This window comes from Pantoea sp. UBA4549 (assembly GCF_002387285.1).
Taxonomy (GTDB): domain Bacteria; phylum Pseudomonadota; class Gammaproteobacteria; order Enterobacterales; family Enterobacteriaceae; genus Pantoea; species Pantoea borealis.
In genome coordinates, this window is record NZ_DGLH01000009.1 from 163,269 (window position 1) to 179,324 (window position 16,056).

The 16,056-nt window shown below is 56.5% G+C and carries 17 protein-coding genes; 9 read left to right on the plus strand and 8 right to left on the minus strand.

From position 1 onward, the window contains the following. Positions 1 to 9 precede the first annotated feature (9 nt). Together argS and B3041_RS07475 are read right to left on the minus strand one after the other, a co-directional pair. The gene (argS, locus tag B3041_RS07470; protein ID WP_292971008.1) at positions 10 to 1,740 is read right to left on the minus strand and encodes an arginine--tRNA ligase; all 1,731 of its coding nucleotides are present in this window, start codon (positions 1,738 to 1,740) and stop codon (positions 10 to 12) included. A 174-nt stretch (positions 1,741 to 1,914) separates the two neighbouring features. Then, positions 1,915 to 2,037 (minus strand): hypothetical protein, encoded by a 123-nt coding sequence (locus tag B3041_RS07475; RefSeq protein ID WP_255402039.1) that lies wholly within the window; start codon positions 2,035 to 2,037, stop codon positions 1,915 to 1,917. Between the two features lie 310 nt (positions 2,038 to 2,347). On the opposite strand from B3041_RS07475, the gene B3041_RS07480 reads away from it, so the two are divergent. Then, positions 2,348 to 2,908, plus strand: a complete 561-nt coding sequence (locus B3041_RS07480; protein WP_292971018.1) for a VOC family protein — start codon at positions 2,348 to 2,350, stop codon at positions 2,906 to 2,908. Here the strand turns inward: B3041_RS07480 and B3041_RS07485 are convergent. Next, a complete protein-coding gene (locus B3041_RS07485; protein ID WP_292971021.1) occupies positions 2,905 to 4,044 on the minus strand; it encodes a MalY/PatB family protein in 1,140 nt (379 codons plus the stop codon). The genes B3041_RS07480 and B3041_RS07485 overlap by 4 nt on opposite strands. 85 nt (positions 4,045 to 4,129) lie before the next feature. Here B3041_RS07485 and cutC point away from each other — a divergent pair, with 85 nt between their 5' ends. Then, on the plus strand, positions 4,130 to 4,882 hold the full coding sequence (cutC, locus tag B3041_RS07490; RefSeq protein ID WP_292971024.1) for a copper homeostasis protein CutC: 753 nt from the start codon (positions 4,130 to 4,132) through the stop codon (positions 4,880 to 4,882). A 264-nt stretch (positions 4,883 to 5,146) separates the two neighbouring features. Continuing rightward, positions 5,147 to 5,995, plus strand: a complete 849-nt coding sequence (locus B3041_RS07495; RefSeq protein ID WP_292971027.1) for a hypothetical protein — start codon at positions 5,147 to 5,149, stop codon at positions 5,993 to 5,995. Positions 5,996 to 6,040: 45 nt separating this feature from the next. On the opposite strand, the gene cmoB is transcribed toward B3041_RS07495, so the two are convergent. The 3 genes from cmoB to B3041_RS07510 form a co-directional block, all read right to left on the minus strand. After that, on the minus strand, positions 6,041 to 7,009 hold the full coding sequence (cmoB, locus tag B3041_RS07500) for a tRNA 5-methoxyuridine(34)/uridine 5-oxyacetic acid(34) synthase CmoB (protein ID WP_292971030.1): 969 nt from the start codon (positions 7,007 to 7,009) through the stop codon (positions 6,041 to 6,043). Further along, positions 7,006 to 7,734, minus strand: a complete 729-nt coding sequence (gene cmoA / locus B3041_RS07505) for a carboxy-S-adenosyl-L-methionine synthase CmoA (RefSeq protein ID WP_065650457.1) — start codon at positions 7,732 to 7,734, stop codon at positions 7,006 to 7,008. The genes cmoB and cmoA overlap by 4 nt, the downstream gene beginning before the upstream one ends. A gap of 77 nt (positions 7,735 to 7,811) precedes the next feature. Then, complete coding sequence (locus B3041_RS07510) at positions 7,812 to 8,633, minus strand: DUF72 domain-containing protein (protein WP_292971035.1); 822 nt, start codon at positions 8,631 to 8,633, stop codon at positions 7,812 to 7,814. Positions 8,634 to 8,834: 201 nt separating this feature from the next. On the opposite strand from B3041_RS07510, the gene aspS reads away from it, so the two are divergent. The 6 genes from aspS (at position 8,835) to ruvB (ending at position 14,383) form a co-directional block, all read left to right on the plus strand. Then, entirely contained in the window at positions 8,835 to 10,616 is a 1,782-nt protein-coding gene (gene aspS / locus B3041_RS07515; RefSeq protein WP_065649100.1) for an aspartate--tRNA ligase, read from the plus strand. After that, on the plus strand, positions 10,616 to 11,047 hold the full coding sequence (gene nudB, locus B3041_RS07520) for a dihydroneopterin triphosphate diphosphatase (protein WP_292971039.1): 432 nt from the start codon (positions 10,616 to 10,618) through the stop codon (positions 11,045 to 11,047). Before aspS ends, nudB begins: the two co-directional genes overlap by 1 nt. Before the next feature lie 259 nt (positions 11,048 to 11,306). Then, positions 11,307 to 12,050 (plus strand): YebC/PmpR family DNA-binding transcriptional regulator, encoded by a 744-nt coding sequence (locus B3041_RS07525; RefSeq protein ID WP_065649102.1) that lies wholly within the window; start codon positions 11,307 to 11,309, stop codon positions 12,048 to 12,050. Between the two features lie 36 nt (positions 12,051 to 12,086). Next, positions 12,087 to 12,614, plus strand: a complete 528-nt coding sequence (gene ruvC / locus B3041_RS07530) for a crossover junction endodeoxyribonuclease RuvC (protein ID WP_039384890.1) — start codon at positions 12,087 to 12,089, stop codon at positions 12,612 to 12,614. A gap of 141 nt (positions 12,615 to 12,755) precedes the next feature. Beyond that, positions 12,756 to 13,370 (plus strand): Holliday junction branch migration protein RuvA, encoded by a 615-nt coding sequence (ruvA, locus tag B3041_RS07535; RefSeq protein WP_065649103.1) that lies wholly within the window; start codon positions 12,756 to 12,758, stop codon positions 13,368 to 13,370. 8 nt (positions 13,371 to 13,378) lie between these two features. Then, positions 13,379 to 14,383: a Holliday junction branch migration DNA helicase RuvB gene (ruvB, locus tag B3041_RS07540; protein WP_065649104.1), complete on the plus strand. Its 1,005-nt coding sequence runs from the start codon at positions 13,379 to 13,381 to the stop codon at positions 14,381 to 14,383. Between the two features lie 67 nt (positions 14,384 to 14,450). Here ruvB and znuB read toward each other — a convergent pair whose 3' ends face one another. Together znuB and znuC are read right to left on the minus strand one after the other, a co-directional pair. After that, on the minus strand, positions 14,451 to 15,236 hold the full coding sequence (gene znuB / locus B3041_RS07545) for a zinc ABC transporter permease subunit ZnuB (RefSeq protein WP_065649105.1): 786 nt from the start codon (positions 15,234 to 15,236) through the stop codon (positions 14,451 to 14,453). After that, positions 15,233 to 15,988 (minus strand): zinc ABC transporter ATP-binding protein ZnuC, encoded by a 756-nt coding sequence (gene znuC / locus B3041_RS07550; RefSeq protein ID WP_292971070.1) that lies wholly within the window; start codon positions 15,986 to 15,988, stop codon positions 15,233 to 15,235. The genes znuB and znuC overlap by 4 nt, the downstream gene beginning before the upstream one ends. Between the last annotated feature and the right edge of the window lie 68 nt (positions 15,989 to 16,056).

Here is a 16,056-nt window from a genome sequence, read left to right on the forward strand (position 1 = left end):
CGGTATGACTTACATCCGTTCAACGGTTTTAATGCCCAGCGTATCCAGACCCTGTTTCAGGGTTTTCGCGGTAAGTGCCGCCAGCTGCAGGCGGCTGTTACGCACGGACGCCTCTTCGGCAGCCAGAATCGGGCAGTGCTCATAGAAGCCTGAGAAGAGGCCGGCCAGGTCATACAGATAAGCACACATCACATGCGGTGTACCATCACGCGCGACCTGCGTGATCACCTCTTCAAACTGAAGCAGTCGCGTGGCCAGCAGTGCTTCGCGCTCATCTGTCAGAGTAATATCACCGCTCAGGGTCTCTGCATCCAGACCCGCTTTACGGAACACCGACAGGACGCGGGTGTAAGCATACTGCATATAAGGCGCGGTATTGCCCTCAAAGGCCAGCATGTTATCCCAGTCAAAGATGTAATCTGTGGTACGGCTCTTAGAGAGATCAGCATATTTGACCGCACCGATACCCACGATTTCTGCCAGATCGGTCAGTTCCTGCGGCGACATCTCCGGGTTCTTAGCGCTGACCAGCGTATGGGCACGTTCAACGGCTTCATCCAGCAGATCGGCCAGCTTGATGGTGCCGCCGCTGCGCGTTTTGAACGGACGACCATCTTTGCCCAGCATCATGCCAAATGCGTGGTGCTCAAGCGGCACCGAGGCCGGCACGTAGCCCGCTTTACGCACGATAGTCCACGCCTGCTGCAGATGCTGATGCTGACGTGAGTCGATATAGTAGAGCACGCGATCGGCGTTCAGCGTTTCATAACGATATTTTGCGCAGGCGATATCGGTCGTGGTGTAGAGGTAGCCGCCATCCTTTTTCTGGATGATCACGCCCATCGGCTCGCCTTCTTTGTTCTTATACTCATCAAGGAAAACGACAGTAGCGCCTTCGCTGGTGACCGCCAGCCCCTTTTCACGCAGATCAGCCACAATTCCCGGCAGCATATCGTTATAGAGGCTTTCACCCATGACATCGTTACGCGTCAGGGTGACATTCAGGCGGTCATACACCAGCTGATTCTGACTCATGGTGATATCAACCAGCTTTTTCCACATGGCGCGGCAATACTCATCGCCGCCCTGCAGCTTGACGACATAGCTGCGCGCGCGTGCTGCGAACGCCTCGTCTTCATCATAGGTACGCTTCGCTTCGCGGTAAAATGCTTCCAGATCGGCAAGAGCAATATCAGCGTGGTCTTCATTTTGCTGCTTTTCCAGATAGGCGATAAGCATACCAAACTGCGTTCCCCAGTCGCCTACGTGGTTAGCCCGGATCACATTATGACCAAGGAACTCCAGCGTACGTACCGCTGCATCGCCGATGATGGTAGAGCGCACGTGGCCGACATGCATCTCTTTCGCCACGTTGGGTGCAGAATAGTCAATCACAATGGTTTGCGGTTCAGGCTTGCTGACGCCAAGATCGGGCTGCTGCAACGCCTGCGCTGCCTGCTGTGCCAGCCACTGACGATCGAGGAAAATGTTGATAAAGCCAGGCCCGGCGATCTCGGTATGACTGGCAATGCCGGTCAGATCCAGATGCTTCACCACCTGTTCAGCCAGCTGACGCGGTGCCTGACCCAGCCGTTTTGCCGCGCCCATGATGCCATTCGCCTGATAATCACCAAACTGGACTTTAGCTGACTGACGAACCAGCGGTTCACAATCGTCGGGCGCTCCTGCTGCACGCATCGCCTGACTGACTTTATCGGAAAGAAGAGCCTGAATATTCACCGCGTTACCTTCATATGCTGAAAAGGCCCGTCAGCAGAGGACGAGCCGATACCATCATCCCGCGCTCGTGTCGGGACGGAAAAAAAGAGAAGGGAAGTATACGTGAAATGTTAGGATGCGTCAGCAACAGCAGTCGGCCCGGACCGGGCAGCTGACAGCAAAACCGCGCGCCGATTAACGGCGGCGCGGGTGACGACGAGGATTTTTAACGCTTTTGTCTTCACGCACCTTCCAGTGGCGGGAAATTGCAAATCCCGTTAAGGCAATGAGAACCGCGACAACAATGAGCATAGACATAGAGCCGTTCCTTGTTAGGTAGAAACTCAAATTTATAAGAAAGGGGGGTTATCTGCAATTCATTGGCGGCCAAATAAGAGTTATCTCATTGTGTAAAGATTCGTCAATTTAATCATGAGGTTAGCTTGTTTTTATAAAGTTATACCTGGCCCTGATTAAGCGAATAATCTGAATACAGGCCTGTTTTTATCCGGTTTTGACGGTTTTTATTGACTAAATCGGATGAATCCGAAGGTTTTGTCAGGACGAAAAATCTGACATATTGATTTTAATAATTAATTTTACTGAACAGACGTTGAGGTTTCAGGTAATGAAGCTGGATTTTCCCCCAGAGCTGGACGATTTAACAGAAGATTTCTGTCGTTTTGAGCAGGCACTGCAGGTTTTTGCTACGCGAATCGGACTTTCACCGCAGGCGCATGAGATTGATCATCTGGCCGTGCGCTGTCATCAGTTTGCCACCGCCGAGCGCTGGAAGCGCGGATTGCTGCAGGTGGGTGAACTGTTTTCAGAAGCGATGATCAACGGTCGTCCGATTTGCCTGTTTAAACTCCGGCAGCCCATTACGCTGGCAGGGCAGCAGGTCGATGTCATTGAACTGCCCTGGCCGGGCGCGAAGCTTTACCGGCACGAGGGCTGGGAACACATTGAAATTGTCCTGCGCGGTGAGCCGGAAACGCTGGGCATGCGTGCTATGGCGCTGCTCTCTGATGCTGCTCTGACGCAGCCCGGCATCTCTTTTAAAACCAGCGCTCCGCAAGGTGAAAACGAACGACTGCCTAATCCTGTGCTGGCGGTCACCGATGGTGAAACCACGATCAAATTTCACCCCTGGCGACTTGAGGAAATTGTCGCCAGCGAGCGCGATTAACGCCGGGCTTCCACTGCCTGCTCCAGACGCGCTGCCGCTTCCTGCAGGGTGGCGCGCGTACAGCCGAAATTAAAGCGGACAAAACGGTCATCGCCAAAATCGTGTCCGGGTGAGAAGCCCAGCCCGTACTGCTCAAAGTAGCGCGCCGGGTTGCCGACCTGCAGACCGCTGGCATCAATCCAGCCGAGATAGGTTGCGTCCGGCACGACCATATCCAGGCCTGGCAGCGCATCAATGCGGCTCGCCAGCCAGTCGCGGTTTGCGCGCAGATAGGCAATTTGCGCCTGCAGCCACGCCTCACCCTCGCGCCACGCCGCCTCGGCGGCAACCAGCGCCAGAATATCCACGCCCGGCACGATCCCCTCACGCACCTGCTTAAAGCGCCGGCGTAACGTATCATCGGGAATAATGGCCATAGAGGCGCCCAGCCCGGCGATATTGAAACTTTTAGAGGGCGAGATAAGCGTTATGCTGCGCTGTGCAGCATCCTCACTCAGCGCGGCAAACGGCGTATGCTGCACGCCCGGCGTCAGCACCAGATCGGCATGGATCTCATCTGAACAGACGATAAGATCGTGGCGCTGTGCAAACGCAAGCTGCCGGGATAGCTCATCGCGCCGGTACACCGTGCCGCCAGGGTTTTGTGGATTGCACAGCATCAGCAGTCGCTCGTTGCCCGTCATCTCCGCCCGATCTGTGTCCATGACCCAGCGATTTTCTGTCCGCTGCAGCGGCAGACTGAGCTGCGCCCGCTCGGCCAGTCGGGAAGCACCACGAAACGGCGGATAGATGGGCGCAGGCGCCACGGTACGTTCACCGGCTGCGGTAAAAGCACGCACGGCAATGTTAAGCCCGCTTACCACCCCCGGCAGTATCACGATCCATTCCGGCCTGATGGTCCAGTTATAACGCTCTGCCATCCGCTGTACGATAATTTCTGTCAGACCGGCTGGCGTGACACCGTAACCGAATACGCCGTGTGCGACCCGCTTTTGAATGGCCTCAATAATACAGGACGGCGAGCGAAAATCGGTATCTGCAACCCAGAGCGGCAGGACATCACGGTCACGATATTTGTGCCATTTGAGACTATCACTGTGACCGCGGTCTATCCGTTGATCAAAATCGAATACCATAGTGCGCTTTCCACGTAAACTGACGGAGTAACAGACTAACCGAAGCTATCCCCTCTGAGCCAGCAGTCGTGATAAGGAGAAACCGATGACGAAACTGGAAATTTGTTGCTACGGCATTGATTGCGCAGTGACCGCCCAGCGTGCCGGTGCCGATCGCGTAGAGCTCTGCAGTGCACCCCGGGAGGGCGGCCTGACACCGTCAGCAGGCATGCTGCAGGCCGCACGGCGCGAGCTGTCTATTCCGGTGCATCCCATCATCCGGCCGCGCGGTGGTGATTTCTGCTACTCCCGTCAGGAGTTTGAGATAATGAAATCCGATATCGCGAGAGTGCGCGAATGGGGTTTCCCGGGCGTCGTCGTGGGTGTTCTCGATGAAGACGCGCATATTGATATAGTGCGTATGCAGCAGATTATGCAGCTGTGCGATGGCCTGGCCGTGACGTTTCACCGGGCGTTTGATTTGTGCCATAGCCCCAGGCGGGCACTGGAGATACTGACCGATCTGGGTGTTGCGCGCATCCTGACTTCAGGCCAGCAGCAGAGTGCTGAAACAGGAATTGCATTACTCAGGGAACTTAATGAATTAAGCACGGGTCCAATCATTATGGCCGGTGCTGGCGTGCGCCTGAGCAATCTTCAGAAGTTTCTGGATTGCGGTTTGCAGGAGGTACATAGCTCTGCCAGTCGCGCTGTTGCTTCGCCTATGCGCTACCGTAAAGCGGGCGTATCTATGTGTGCCGAAGCAGAAACTGATGAATTCAGCCGCTCCTGCGTGGATGGCGACGTTATTGAAGCCATGAAAAGCATGATGCAGATGAACGTTAACCGGGTCGCCTGATCCGCTATCGATTTTGCCGCACAGCACGCCACCAACCCTGACGTGATGTTTGCAAGTACCACGCCCCAGTCATTTGCTGGGGTTTTTTTTACGCTGTTAAAAACAGGCAGGCGAAGCGACGACCGGTAAAACAGCATATTTTCAGGCTGCATCAGCCTTTTTGCTGTTTGCTGCAACCCGCATGAATTTTTTCGCCAGCCGTCAGCGTAGCGCTCCGGCGAAAAAGGTGCTTTGCTTAACAGATGGCTCCATGCGGATAACCCTATGAAATGCCAACTTTGTGCAACGCTGTTGCTGACCAGTCTTGCTGCCTGCCCGACGCAGGCGGCCACTGCTCCCTGTCCGCCATTAAGCCATAACATCAGCAGCAGCAATCTCTGGATCCTGCTGGGCGGTGCGGCAAAAGGGGCGGTAAGGCAGGTCATTGCCGGAGAGTTTGGTAAGGATGTTGATTCCCAGAAACGTGTGCTGGGCCAGTTTGACCGCTGCGGTGACCTGATGGTAGCCGACATCAGCTACGATAAGCGCGAAGGAAATATTGTGCTGAGCATGGAGCAGCATATTGCCCGCGTACAGCGCGGCTGGGTGGCGGAGTACGCCTGGCGGGTTACCGCGATTAAAGCGGGGCGGGAGGAAGTGGTCGATCAGCGGCAGGGTACGCTGAGCTGGCGCAAAGGACCGCAGGGAAATATTATCAGCGCCACTGATAAATTCGTAAACAGAGGCAGCGCAGGTTCTGCGACGATTGCCTACCACTACGATCCGCGACTGCGGGTGCAGAAAAGTGTTACGCGTGGCAGCGACAAAGAGAGTAATGGTGAAAACCGCTGGCGCTGGAATGCGCAGGATCGCGTGGTGGAAACCCAAAGCGCACGCAGCCGCGAGATCTGGCGTTACGATAAGCAGTGGCGTGAGCTGGGATTAAGCGGCCTGGCGACCACGCCGGTCAGTACACTGCACTCCACTGACACCTGCCAGCTATGGGATGAAACCGGCAACTGCACGCTGAGTTTTCTGCACGAAAAAGAGGTGTTTGCCAGAGGGACCATTGAGCGTCATCTTACTTCCGCTTATAAGTACCAGTACTGGGACCGGTCAGCAGACGAGCGGTAGCAGGATAAGGTCTGACGCGCCGCGACGTTGTCGCGGCGCGGATTTTCAGGGCTTGCGGGCAATCAGCACGGCACGCAGCGGCGCGGGGTAACCCTCAACCGTTTTGCTGCTGTCGTCCGGATCGAGAAACTCTGCCAACGACTCGCTGGTCATCCAGCTGGTGCGGCGCTGCTCTTCCACTGAAGTGACCGCGTAGTCGGCGATGCGCACATCAACAAAACCGCACTTCTCCAGCCAGCTTTTCAGCGCTGCCGCAGACGGAATAAAGTAGACGTTTCGCATCTGCGCATAGCGCTCACCCGGCACCAGGACAGCATGTTCATCGCCTTCAATAACCAGCGTCTCCAGCACCAGTTCACCCTCACTGACCAGCTGGTTTTTCAGCTGCAGCAGATGATCGAGCGGTGAGCGGCGGTGATAGAGCACACCCATAGAAAATACGGTATCAAACGCCTGCAGCGCAGGCAGCTGTTCAATACCGAGCGGCAGCAGATGCGCGCGGCGATCGTCACCCAGCAGCTTGCGCACCGCTTCAAACTGACACAGAAACAGCTGCATCGGATCGATACCCACTACCATCTGTGCGCCAGCGCCCAGCATACGCCACATGTGATAGCCGCTGCCGCAGCCAACGTCCAGAATCGTGCGCCCGGCAAGAGGAGAGATATGCGGTAATACCCGATCCCATTTCCAGTCAGAGCGCCATTCGGTATCGATCTCTGTGCCGTAAAGCGCATAGGGACCTTTACGCCACGGCATCAGATTGCGCAGCAGCTTTTCGATACCGGCGCGCTGACGATCGGTCAGATCGTCACGCTGCGCGCTGACGCTGTGCAGCAGATCCAGCGTTTGTGGCGTCAGCAGCGGCAGATACTCCACCGCTTTTTCCCAGTTGCGGAAATGTCCGTGCAGATTGTCACGCTGCCAGGCCGCGATTTGCGCCGGCAGCACTTCCAGCCAGCTCGCCAGCGGACCGGTAGCGATTTGCTGATAAAAACGGCCAAAATCGATCATTTCAGCGCCACCAGTGAACCAAAGTTGAAGCACTGGAACCAGAGTTCTGCATGGGCAAAACCAGCCGCCCTGAGCCGGGCTTTGTGCGTTTCCACACTGTCGGTCAGCATGACATTCTCCAGCATACTGCGCTTCTGGCTGATCTCCAGTTCGCTGTAACCGTTGGCACGCTTGAAATCGTGATGCATGTTAAACAGCAGTTCGCCTACGTCCTCATCTTCAAAGCTGAACTTCTCTGACAGAACCAACGCACCGCCAGGATTGAGGCCACGGGCAATTTTCTCCAGCAGGGCGATGCGCGCGTCAGGGGCCAGAAACTGCAGCGTAAAGTTGAGCACTACCAGCGAAGCGTTCTCAATTTCAATATTGCGGATATCGGCCTCCAGCACCTCTACCGGCGTATCGGCGCGAAATGCATCGATATGGCGGCGGCAGCGCTCAACCATCGCCGGCGAATTATCCACGGCAATAATCTGGCAGCCGGGAACGCGGATATTGCGGCGCACTGAAAGAGTGGCAGCCCCCAGTGAACATCCCAAATCATATACCCGGCTGTCGGGCTGTACGAAGCGTTCTGCCAGCATGCCAATCATCGAAATGATATTGGAGTAGCCGGGCACCGAGCGCTGAATCATATCGGGGAAGACTTCAGCCACGCGCTCGTCAAAGGTCCAGTCACCCAGCTTATCGATAGGTGCGGAAAATAGCGTATCGCGGTCAGACATAATGGAAAATCCGAAGAGAAAAACGGAAAGGGCGCTATTCTGGCAGAAAGTCGCGTCTGCTGCACCCGTTTCCCTGCTCAGAACAGTGTGGTTTGCTGCGGCCATACCGGCAGATCGCGCAGGCCGGGCTCCAGCGCCTGCAGCTGTGGCCAGAGCGCCTGCACCAGCGGAAACACCTCGCCCATATCCGGCGTATGGATAAACAGCAGCGGATCGCTCTCTGTCTGCCACGCGGCCAGCTTGCTGCGCCAGGGGGGAAAGAGTGCTTCACTCTCTGCCACATCATCACTGCCGATAAAGCGCACCATCGGCTGATTGCCGGTGCGCACCGCGTGTGGCGGCACCCGTGGTTTTTTCGCCCGAGCGTCAATAGCAGCAGCAGATTGTGAGGCAGAGGCGTGCACCGGCCGGCTGTCGAGCACCACCCGGTTAACGCCGCGCGCATGCAGGCCGCGATTCAGCAGGCGTTCCGCCTCGCCGCGGGCAAAAAATGCCTGATGACGTACTTCAACGCCATAGCTGAAGCTGCGCGGCAGGCTGTCCAGAAAGTGCCACAGGTCATTAAGCTGTGCCGGGGAAAAACTGGCGGGCAGCTGCAGCCAGTACTGTCCCAGACGTGTGCTGAGCGGGTCCAGCAGACGAAAAAAATCGCTGACTAAATCATCACAATCGCGCAGCGCCGCCTGATGAGAGATGGTGGCGGGAAATTTAAAGCAGAAGCGGAAATCGTCATGCGTCATGTCGCGCCAGCGCTGCACCACCTCAGGTTTGGGCAGCGCATACAGCGTTGTATTTCCTTCTACACAGCCAAACAGACGCGCATAATCCTCCAGCGTATTCAGACCAAACTGTTTCCACTGCGGATGATGCCATTGCGGTAAACCAATACGAAGCGTCAAAACGGACTCCGGATGCAGGTTAAAAGATAAAGCAGACAAAGGATAACGGGCAAATGCCGATGAATTAGCCGCTTTGCAGCGGCTCTACTTATCCTGTCTGGCTTTTTCCATTATAATAGCTGCCTTTTTTGCGGCAGCATCTTCAGAGGTTACGCGCCCTGATGCTGTCTGGCAGCAGCGGCGAAGTTAAAAGGATACGTTATGCGTACAGAATATTGCGGACAGCTCAACCTGTCTCATGTGGGTCAGCAAGTTACTCTCTGCGGCTGGGTTAATCGCCGTCGCGATCTCGGCAGCCTGATTTTTATCGATATGCGTGACCGCGAAGGGATCGCTCAGGTGTTTTTTGATGCCGATCATCAGGAGGCTTTCCAGCTGGCGTCTGAGCTGCGCAACGAATTCTGCATCCAGATCACCGGTACGGTGCGCGCGCGTGAAGAGAAAAACCGCAACAGCGATATGGCGACCGGCGATATCGAAGTGTTTGCGCACGCGCTGACCATCATTAATCGCGCGGAACCGCTGCCGCTGGACTCCAACCAGGTTAACAGCGAAGAAGCGCGTCTGACCTATCGTTACCTTGACCTGCGTCGTCCGGAAATGGCACAGCGCCTGAAAACGCGTGCAAAAATCACCAGCTTTGTTCGCCGCTTTATGGACAGCGAAGGTTTCCTGGACATTGAAACGCCGATGCTGACCAAAGCGACACCGGAAGGTGCGCGCGACTATCTGGTGCCAAGCCGCGTGCACAAAGGTAAGTTCTATGCGCTGCCACAGTCCCCGCAGCTGTTTAAACAGCTGCTGATGATGTCCGGCTTTGATCGCTACTACCAGATTGTAAAATGCTTCCGCGATGAAGATCTGCGCGCCGATCGTCAGCCTGAATTTACGCAAATCGACGTTGAAACCTCCTTTATGAGCGCTGAAGAAGTGCGGGAGAAGATGGAGCGGCTGATCCGCGAACTCTGGCTTGATGTCAAAGGCGTTGATCTTGGTGACTTCCCGCTGATGACGTTTGCGGAAGCGATGAACCGCTACGGCTCAGATAAACCCGATCTGCGTAACCCGATGGAGCTGGTAGACGTTGCCGATCTGCTGAAAGACGTAGAGTTTAAGGTGTTCTCCGGTCCGGCGAACGACGCCAAAGGACGGGTCGCCGCGCTGCGCGTACCGGGTGGTGCGACGCTGACGCGTAAGCAGATTGATGAATATACGAAGTTTGTTGAGATTTATGGCGCGCGTGGCCTGGCATGGATGAAAATCAACGCCCGCGCCAGTGGCGCTGAAGGCGTGCAGAGTCCGGTGGCAAAATTCCTGACGCCAGAGATCGTGGAAGCGATTCTGGACCGCACTGCGGCACAGGATGGCGATCTGATCTTCTTTGGTGCCGATCGCGCTAAAGTTGTGGCAGATGCGCTGGGTGCACTGCGCCTGAAGGCAGGCCGCGATCTGCAGATCACCGATGAGAAAGCCTGGGCACCGCTCTGGGTCATCGATTTTCCGATGTTTGAAGAGGATGACGAAGGCGGGCTGGCAGCGATGCACCATCCGTTTACCTCGCCGAAATCGCTTACGGCTGAACAGCTGGCAGCTGACCCGACGCAGGCAGTGGCTAACGCCTACGACATGGTGATCAATGGCTACGAAGTGGGCGGCGGCTCCGTGCGTATCCACAACGGCACAATGCAGCAGACCGTGTTCAGCATCCTGGGCATTACTGCGGAAGAACAGCAGGAGAAGTTTGGCTTCCTGCTGAATGCGCTCAAATATGGTACGCCGCCACACGCCGGTCTGGCGTTTGGTCTTGATCGTCTGACTATGCTGCTCACCGGCACCGATAATATTCGTGACGTGATCGCTTTCCCGAAAACCACGGCGGCAGCCTGTATGATGACGGAAGCACCGAGCCATGCAAATCCAGCTGCCCTGAGCGATCTGGGCATCCAGATTGTGGCGAAGAAAGAAAAGCCAGAGCAGCAGTAATGGGCTATAAACATCCGGTATCGGTGCTGGTGGTCATATTTGCGCGAGATACCGGCCGGGTGTTGATGCTGCAGCGGCGCGATGATCCCTGCTTCTGGCAGTCGGTCACCGGCAGTCTGGAGCCGGGTGAGAGTCCGGCTCAGGCTGCGGCACGTGAAGTGGCGGAAGAGCTGGCAATTGATATCTGCGCCGAAGGGCTGCGGCTTGATGACTGTCAGCGGCAGATTGAATTTGAGATCTTTCCCCATTTTCGTCACCGCTATGCGCCAGAAGTCACGCATAACCGCGAGCACTGGTTCCGGCTGGCGCTGCCGGCAGAACGGATGCCGCTGCTGAGTGAGCACCTGGCTGCCCGCTGGCTGATGCCAGAAGAGGCCGCAGTGTTGACCAAATCCTGGAGCAATCGTCAGGCGATTGAAGAGTTTATCTGAATGACCGCCGCCGCGTGTTTTCCGGTGGCGACCAGGGTAAATTCCACACATTCGACGAAGCGTATGTCCTTCGTCCAACTATCGTGTGCTGTTTAATCAAACCGCACCGCTAATATTGAGCAGTCAGGCATTATCGGCGCAGCGTGATTGTTCGCCGGCGTCGCCACCGCAGCGTATTGCAGTGGGTGGATGGCGCTGCCGGGGACAAGAGCGCAAGCCAGATAGCCTGCATCCTGTAAAAGATCGGAGAAAATGTAAGATGGCTGGTCACAGTAAATGGGCGAACACAAAACATCGCAAGGCAGCGCAGGACGCCAAGCGCGGTAAAATCTTCACTAAAATCATTCGCGAGCTGGTCACTGCTGCGAAACTCGGCGGCGGTGATGCGGGCTCCAACCCGCGTCTGCGCGCAGCGATGGATAAAGCGCTCTCCAATAACATGACGCGCGATACCATGAACCGCGCCATTGCCCGCGGCGTTGGCGGTGAAGATGATTCCAACATGGAAACCATCATTTATGAAGGCTACGGTCCGGGTGGCTCTGCGGTAATGATCGAATGCCTGAGTGACAACCGTAATCGTACCGTGGGTGAAGTGCGCCACGCCTTTACTAAAACCGGCGGTAACCTGGGCACTGACGGCTCGGTCTCCTATCTGTTCAGCAAAAAAGGAGTGATCTCCTTTGCGCCAGGTCAGGATGAAGACGCAGTGATGGAAGCGGCGCTGGAAGCGGGTGCGGAAGACGTGGTGAGCTATGATGACGGTGCCATTGATGTCTTCACTGCCTGGGAAGAGCTGGGCAGCGTGCGCGATGCGCTGGAAGCAGGTGGCCTGAAAGCTGACAGCGCTGAAGTCTCCATGATCCCGTCAACCAAAGCGGAACTGGATGCGGAAACCGCGCCAAAACTGCTGCGGCTGATCGATATGCTGGAAGATTGCGACGACGTGCAGGAGGTGTATCACAACGGTGAGATCTCTGACGAGGTGGCGGAAACGCTGTAATGGCGTGGTTATCTTTCCGGCAACCGGAGGTGCGTTGTGGCGATTATTCTCGGGATTGACCCCGGCTCGCGCATTACCGGTTACGGCGTGATCCGCCAGACCGGGCGTCAGCTGAGCTACCTTGGCAGCGGCTGTATCCGCACTAACGTGACCGATCTGCCGGGACGCTTAAAGCTGATTTACGCCGGCGTCTGCGAAATCATTACGCAGTTTTCGCCTGACTACTTTGCGATTGAGCAGGTGTTCATGGCGAAAAATGCCGACTCAGCACTGAAACTTGGCCAGGCCCGCGGCGCAGCGATTGTGGCCGCGGTCAATGCCGATTTGCCGGTGTTTGAATATGCGGCGCGGCAGGTCAAACAGACCGTTACCGGAACCGGCGGGGCGGAAAAGAGCCAGGTGCAGCATATGGTCCGTACGCTGCTGAAACTGCCGGCTAATCCGCAGGCGGATGCAGCGGATGCGCTGGCTATCGCCATCACCCACTGTCACGTAAGCCAGAATGCGGCGCGCATGAGCGACAGCAAACTGGTGATGACGCGCGGGCGGCTGCGCTCGGGGTAAACTGCCATCAGACGTGCTAACAGGCTGGATATGCATCCAGCCTTTTTTATGTTATACATAGCCGCTATCACACGGCCAGCGGCTGCGCTGGCCTCAGGGAATACCCTGAACCGCTTACTCACAGATTAAGGAATTGCTCAGGTGATTGGTCGTTTACGAGGCAACATTCTGGAAAAACAGCCGCCGCTGGTGCTGCTTGAAGCACACGGCGTTGGCTATGAAGTGCATATGCCTATGACCTGCTTCTACGAGCTGCCGGACATCGCCCAGGAAGCGGTCATTTTTACCCATTTTGTGGTTCGTGAAGATGCCCAGCTGCTGTTTGGTTTCAACAGCAAGCAGGAGCGCGCGCTGTTTCGCGAGCTGATTAAAGTCAATGGCGTTGGCCCCAAGCTGGCGCTGGCGATCCTTTCAGGCATGTCAGCGCAGCAGTTTGTTACTGCCGTTGAGCGTGAAGAGGTCGCTTCGCTGGTGAAGCTGCCGGGTGTCGGCAAGAAAACCGCTGAGCGTCTGGTGGTTGAAATGAAAGATCGCTTCAAAGGCATGCATGGCGATCTCTTCGGCGGCGACTCTGCCTTCACGCTGACCACGCCAGCTGCCGCGCCGGAGGGCAATGACGCCGAAGCGGAAGCCGTTGCTGCTCTGGTGGCGCTGGGATATAAACCGCAGGAAGCCAGCCGCATGATCAGCAAGGTGGGCAAACCTGACGCAGACTGCGAAACCCTGATCCGCGAAGCGCTGCGTGCAGCTATCTGAGGTAATACATGATTGAAGCCGATCGCCTGGTCTCGGGCAGTTCATATAATGAAGAAGAGAGCCTGGATCGTGCTATTCGCCCGAAGCTGCTCGCGGAATATGTCGGTCAGCCGCAGGTGCGCGAACAGATGGAGATCTTCATTCAGGCGGCAAAGCTGCGCGGCGATGCACTTGATCATCTGCTGATTTTCGGCCCGCCGGGGCTGGGGAAAACCACGCTGGCGAATATCGTGGCGAATGAGATGGGCGTGAATCTGCGCACCACCTCAGGACCGGTGCTGGAGAAAGCAGGCGATCTGGCGGCCATGCTCACTAACCTTGAACCGCATGACGTACTGTTTATCGATGAGATCCACCGTCTCTCCCCGGTAGTGGAAGAGGTGCTCTATCCGGCGATGGAAGATTATCAGCTGGATATTATGATCGGTGAGGGGCCGGCCGCCCGCTCGATCAAGCTCGATCTGCCGCCGTTTACCCTGATTGGTGCCACAACGCGCGCGGGGTCGCTGACCTCACCGCTGCGCGATCGTTTCGGCATTGTTCAGCGGCTTGAGTTCTACAATGTGCCGGATCTGCAGCATATTGTCAGCCGCAGCGCGGCCTGTCTCGGCCTGACGCTGAGCGAAGAGGGCGCGCTGGAAGTGGCCCGTCGCGCACGCGGAACCCCGCGTATTGCCAATCGCCTGCTGCGACGCGTGCGTGATTTTGCCGATGTCCGCGCCGCAGGTAACATGAGCGGTGACGTGGCGGCCAGCGCGCTGGATATGCTGAACGTCGATACGCAGGGTTTTGATTACATGGACCGCAAGCTGCTGCTGGCGATTATCGACAAATTTATGGGCGGTCCGGTGGGGCTGGATAATCTGGCGGCGGCAATAGGCGAAGAGCGCGAAACGATTGAAGATGTTATAGAGCCTTTCCTGATCCAGCAGGGCTTTATTCAGCGTACGCCGCGCGGACGCATGGCAACGCAGCACGCTTACCGGCACTTTGATATCGTGCGCGAAGAGTAGTTTTCAGCACGCTGGCAGACAAAAACGGGCACCTCAGGTGCCCGTTTTGCATGGCTGAACGGATAACTCAGACAGCCGGTTTTTTTATCATGCTCAGTATAAACAGCACGGCGGCGCAGAGCACCACAGAAGGGCCGGCAGGGGTATCATAAGTGGCAGAGAACGTCAGGCCACCGGTTACCGCAATCAGCCCGGCAAGGGTCGCGTAGCCTGCCATCTGCTCCGGGGAGCGGGAAAAGCGGCGCGCGGTTGCAGCAGGAATGATCAGCAGCGAGGTAATGATCAGCGCGCCGACAAACTTCATTGCGACGCCAATCGTCAGGGCGGTTACCAGCATCAGCATCAGCCGCGTACGCTGAATATTAACGCCGTCCACCTGAGCCAGCTCCGGACTGATAGTCATAGAGAGCAGGGCGCGCCACTGCCAGGCCATCACTGCCAGCACCACAGCCACGCCGCCGCTCATCAGCCAGAGATCGTCCGGCGTAATGGCCAGCAGATCGCCAAACAGATAGGCCATCAGGTCAACGCGCACACCCTGCATCAGGCTGACCACGACCAGCCCAAGCGAAAGCGCGCTGTGCGCCATGATCCCTAATAGCGTATCAATGGCCAGATGCGGACGACGTTCGAGCCAGACCAGGCCGAGTGCCAGGCAGATCGTGACCAGGATAACAGCGTAGTAGGGGTTAACATTCAGCAGCAGGCCAAAAGCCACGCCCAGCAATGAGGCGTGTGCCAGGGTATCGCCGAAATATGACATGCGACGCCAGACCACAAACGAGCCGAGCGGTCCGGCTGCCAGCGCCAGCAGTGCGCCGCCGAGCCAGCCGGGAAGTAACAGTTCAATCATGACGGGCTGTTTCCTTTGCGTAAAACGATACGTCCCTGTAAATCGTGACGATGGTTGTGCTGATGGCGGTAAATGGCCAGCTGCTGTGCGCCGCGCGGACCAAACATGGCAATAAACTCAGGATGCTGTGACACCGCTTCCGGCGTACCAGAGCAGCAGATATGGTGATTAAGGCACAGCACTTCGTCAGTTTTCGCCATCACCAGATGCAAATCGTGCGACACCATCAGGACACCACAGTTAAGTTCGCGTCGCAGCTGATCGATCAGATCGTAAAGCGCCACCTGACCATTTACATCAACGCCCTGGGTGGGTTCATCCAGCACCAGCAGCTGCGGCTGGTTCAGCAGAGCACGCGCCAGCAGTACGCGCTGCGTTTCACCGCCTGAAAGTTTCTGCAGCGGTGCCTGCAGCAAGTGCCCGGCCTGCACCCGTTTAAGCGCGGGCAGAATATCGGCACGCTTGCTGCCGCGCGTAAGACGCATAAAGCGTTCCACAGTGACCGGCAGCGTGGGATCGATATGCAACTTTTGCGGCACATAGCCAATACGCAGTGCCGGCGCACGCTGCACGCTGCCCCGGTCCGGTGTAAGCAAGCCTAAAACCGTACGCACCAGCGTTGATTTACCGGCACCGTTAGGACCCAGCAGCGTCAGAATTTTGCCAGGCTGAAGCGTCAGCGAGATGCCCGCCAGCACAGTGCGCTGGGCAAAGGTCACTGAAATATTGTCAAGTGTAACAAGAGAAGACATGTTATTTACGGGTTGCATTGAAATTAGAATGTTATAATATCACATTCCATCACACAGTCACGATGGAA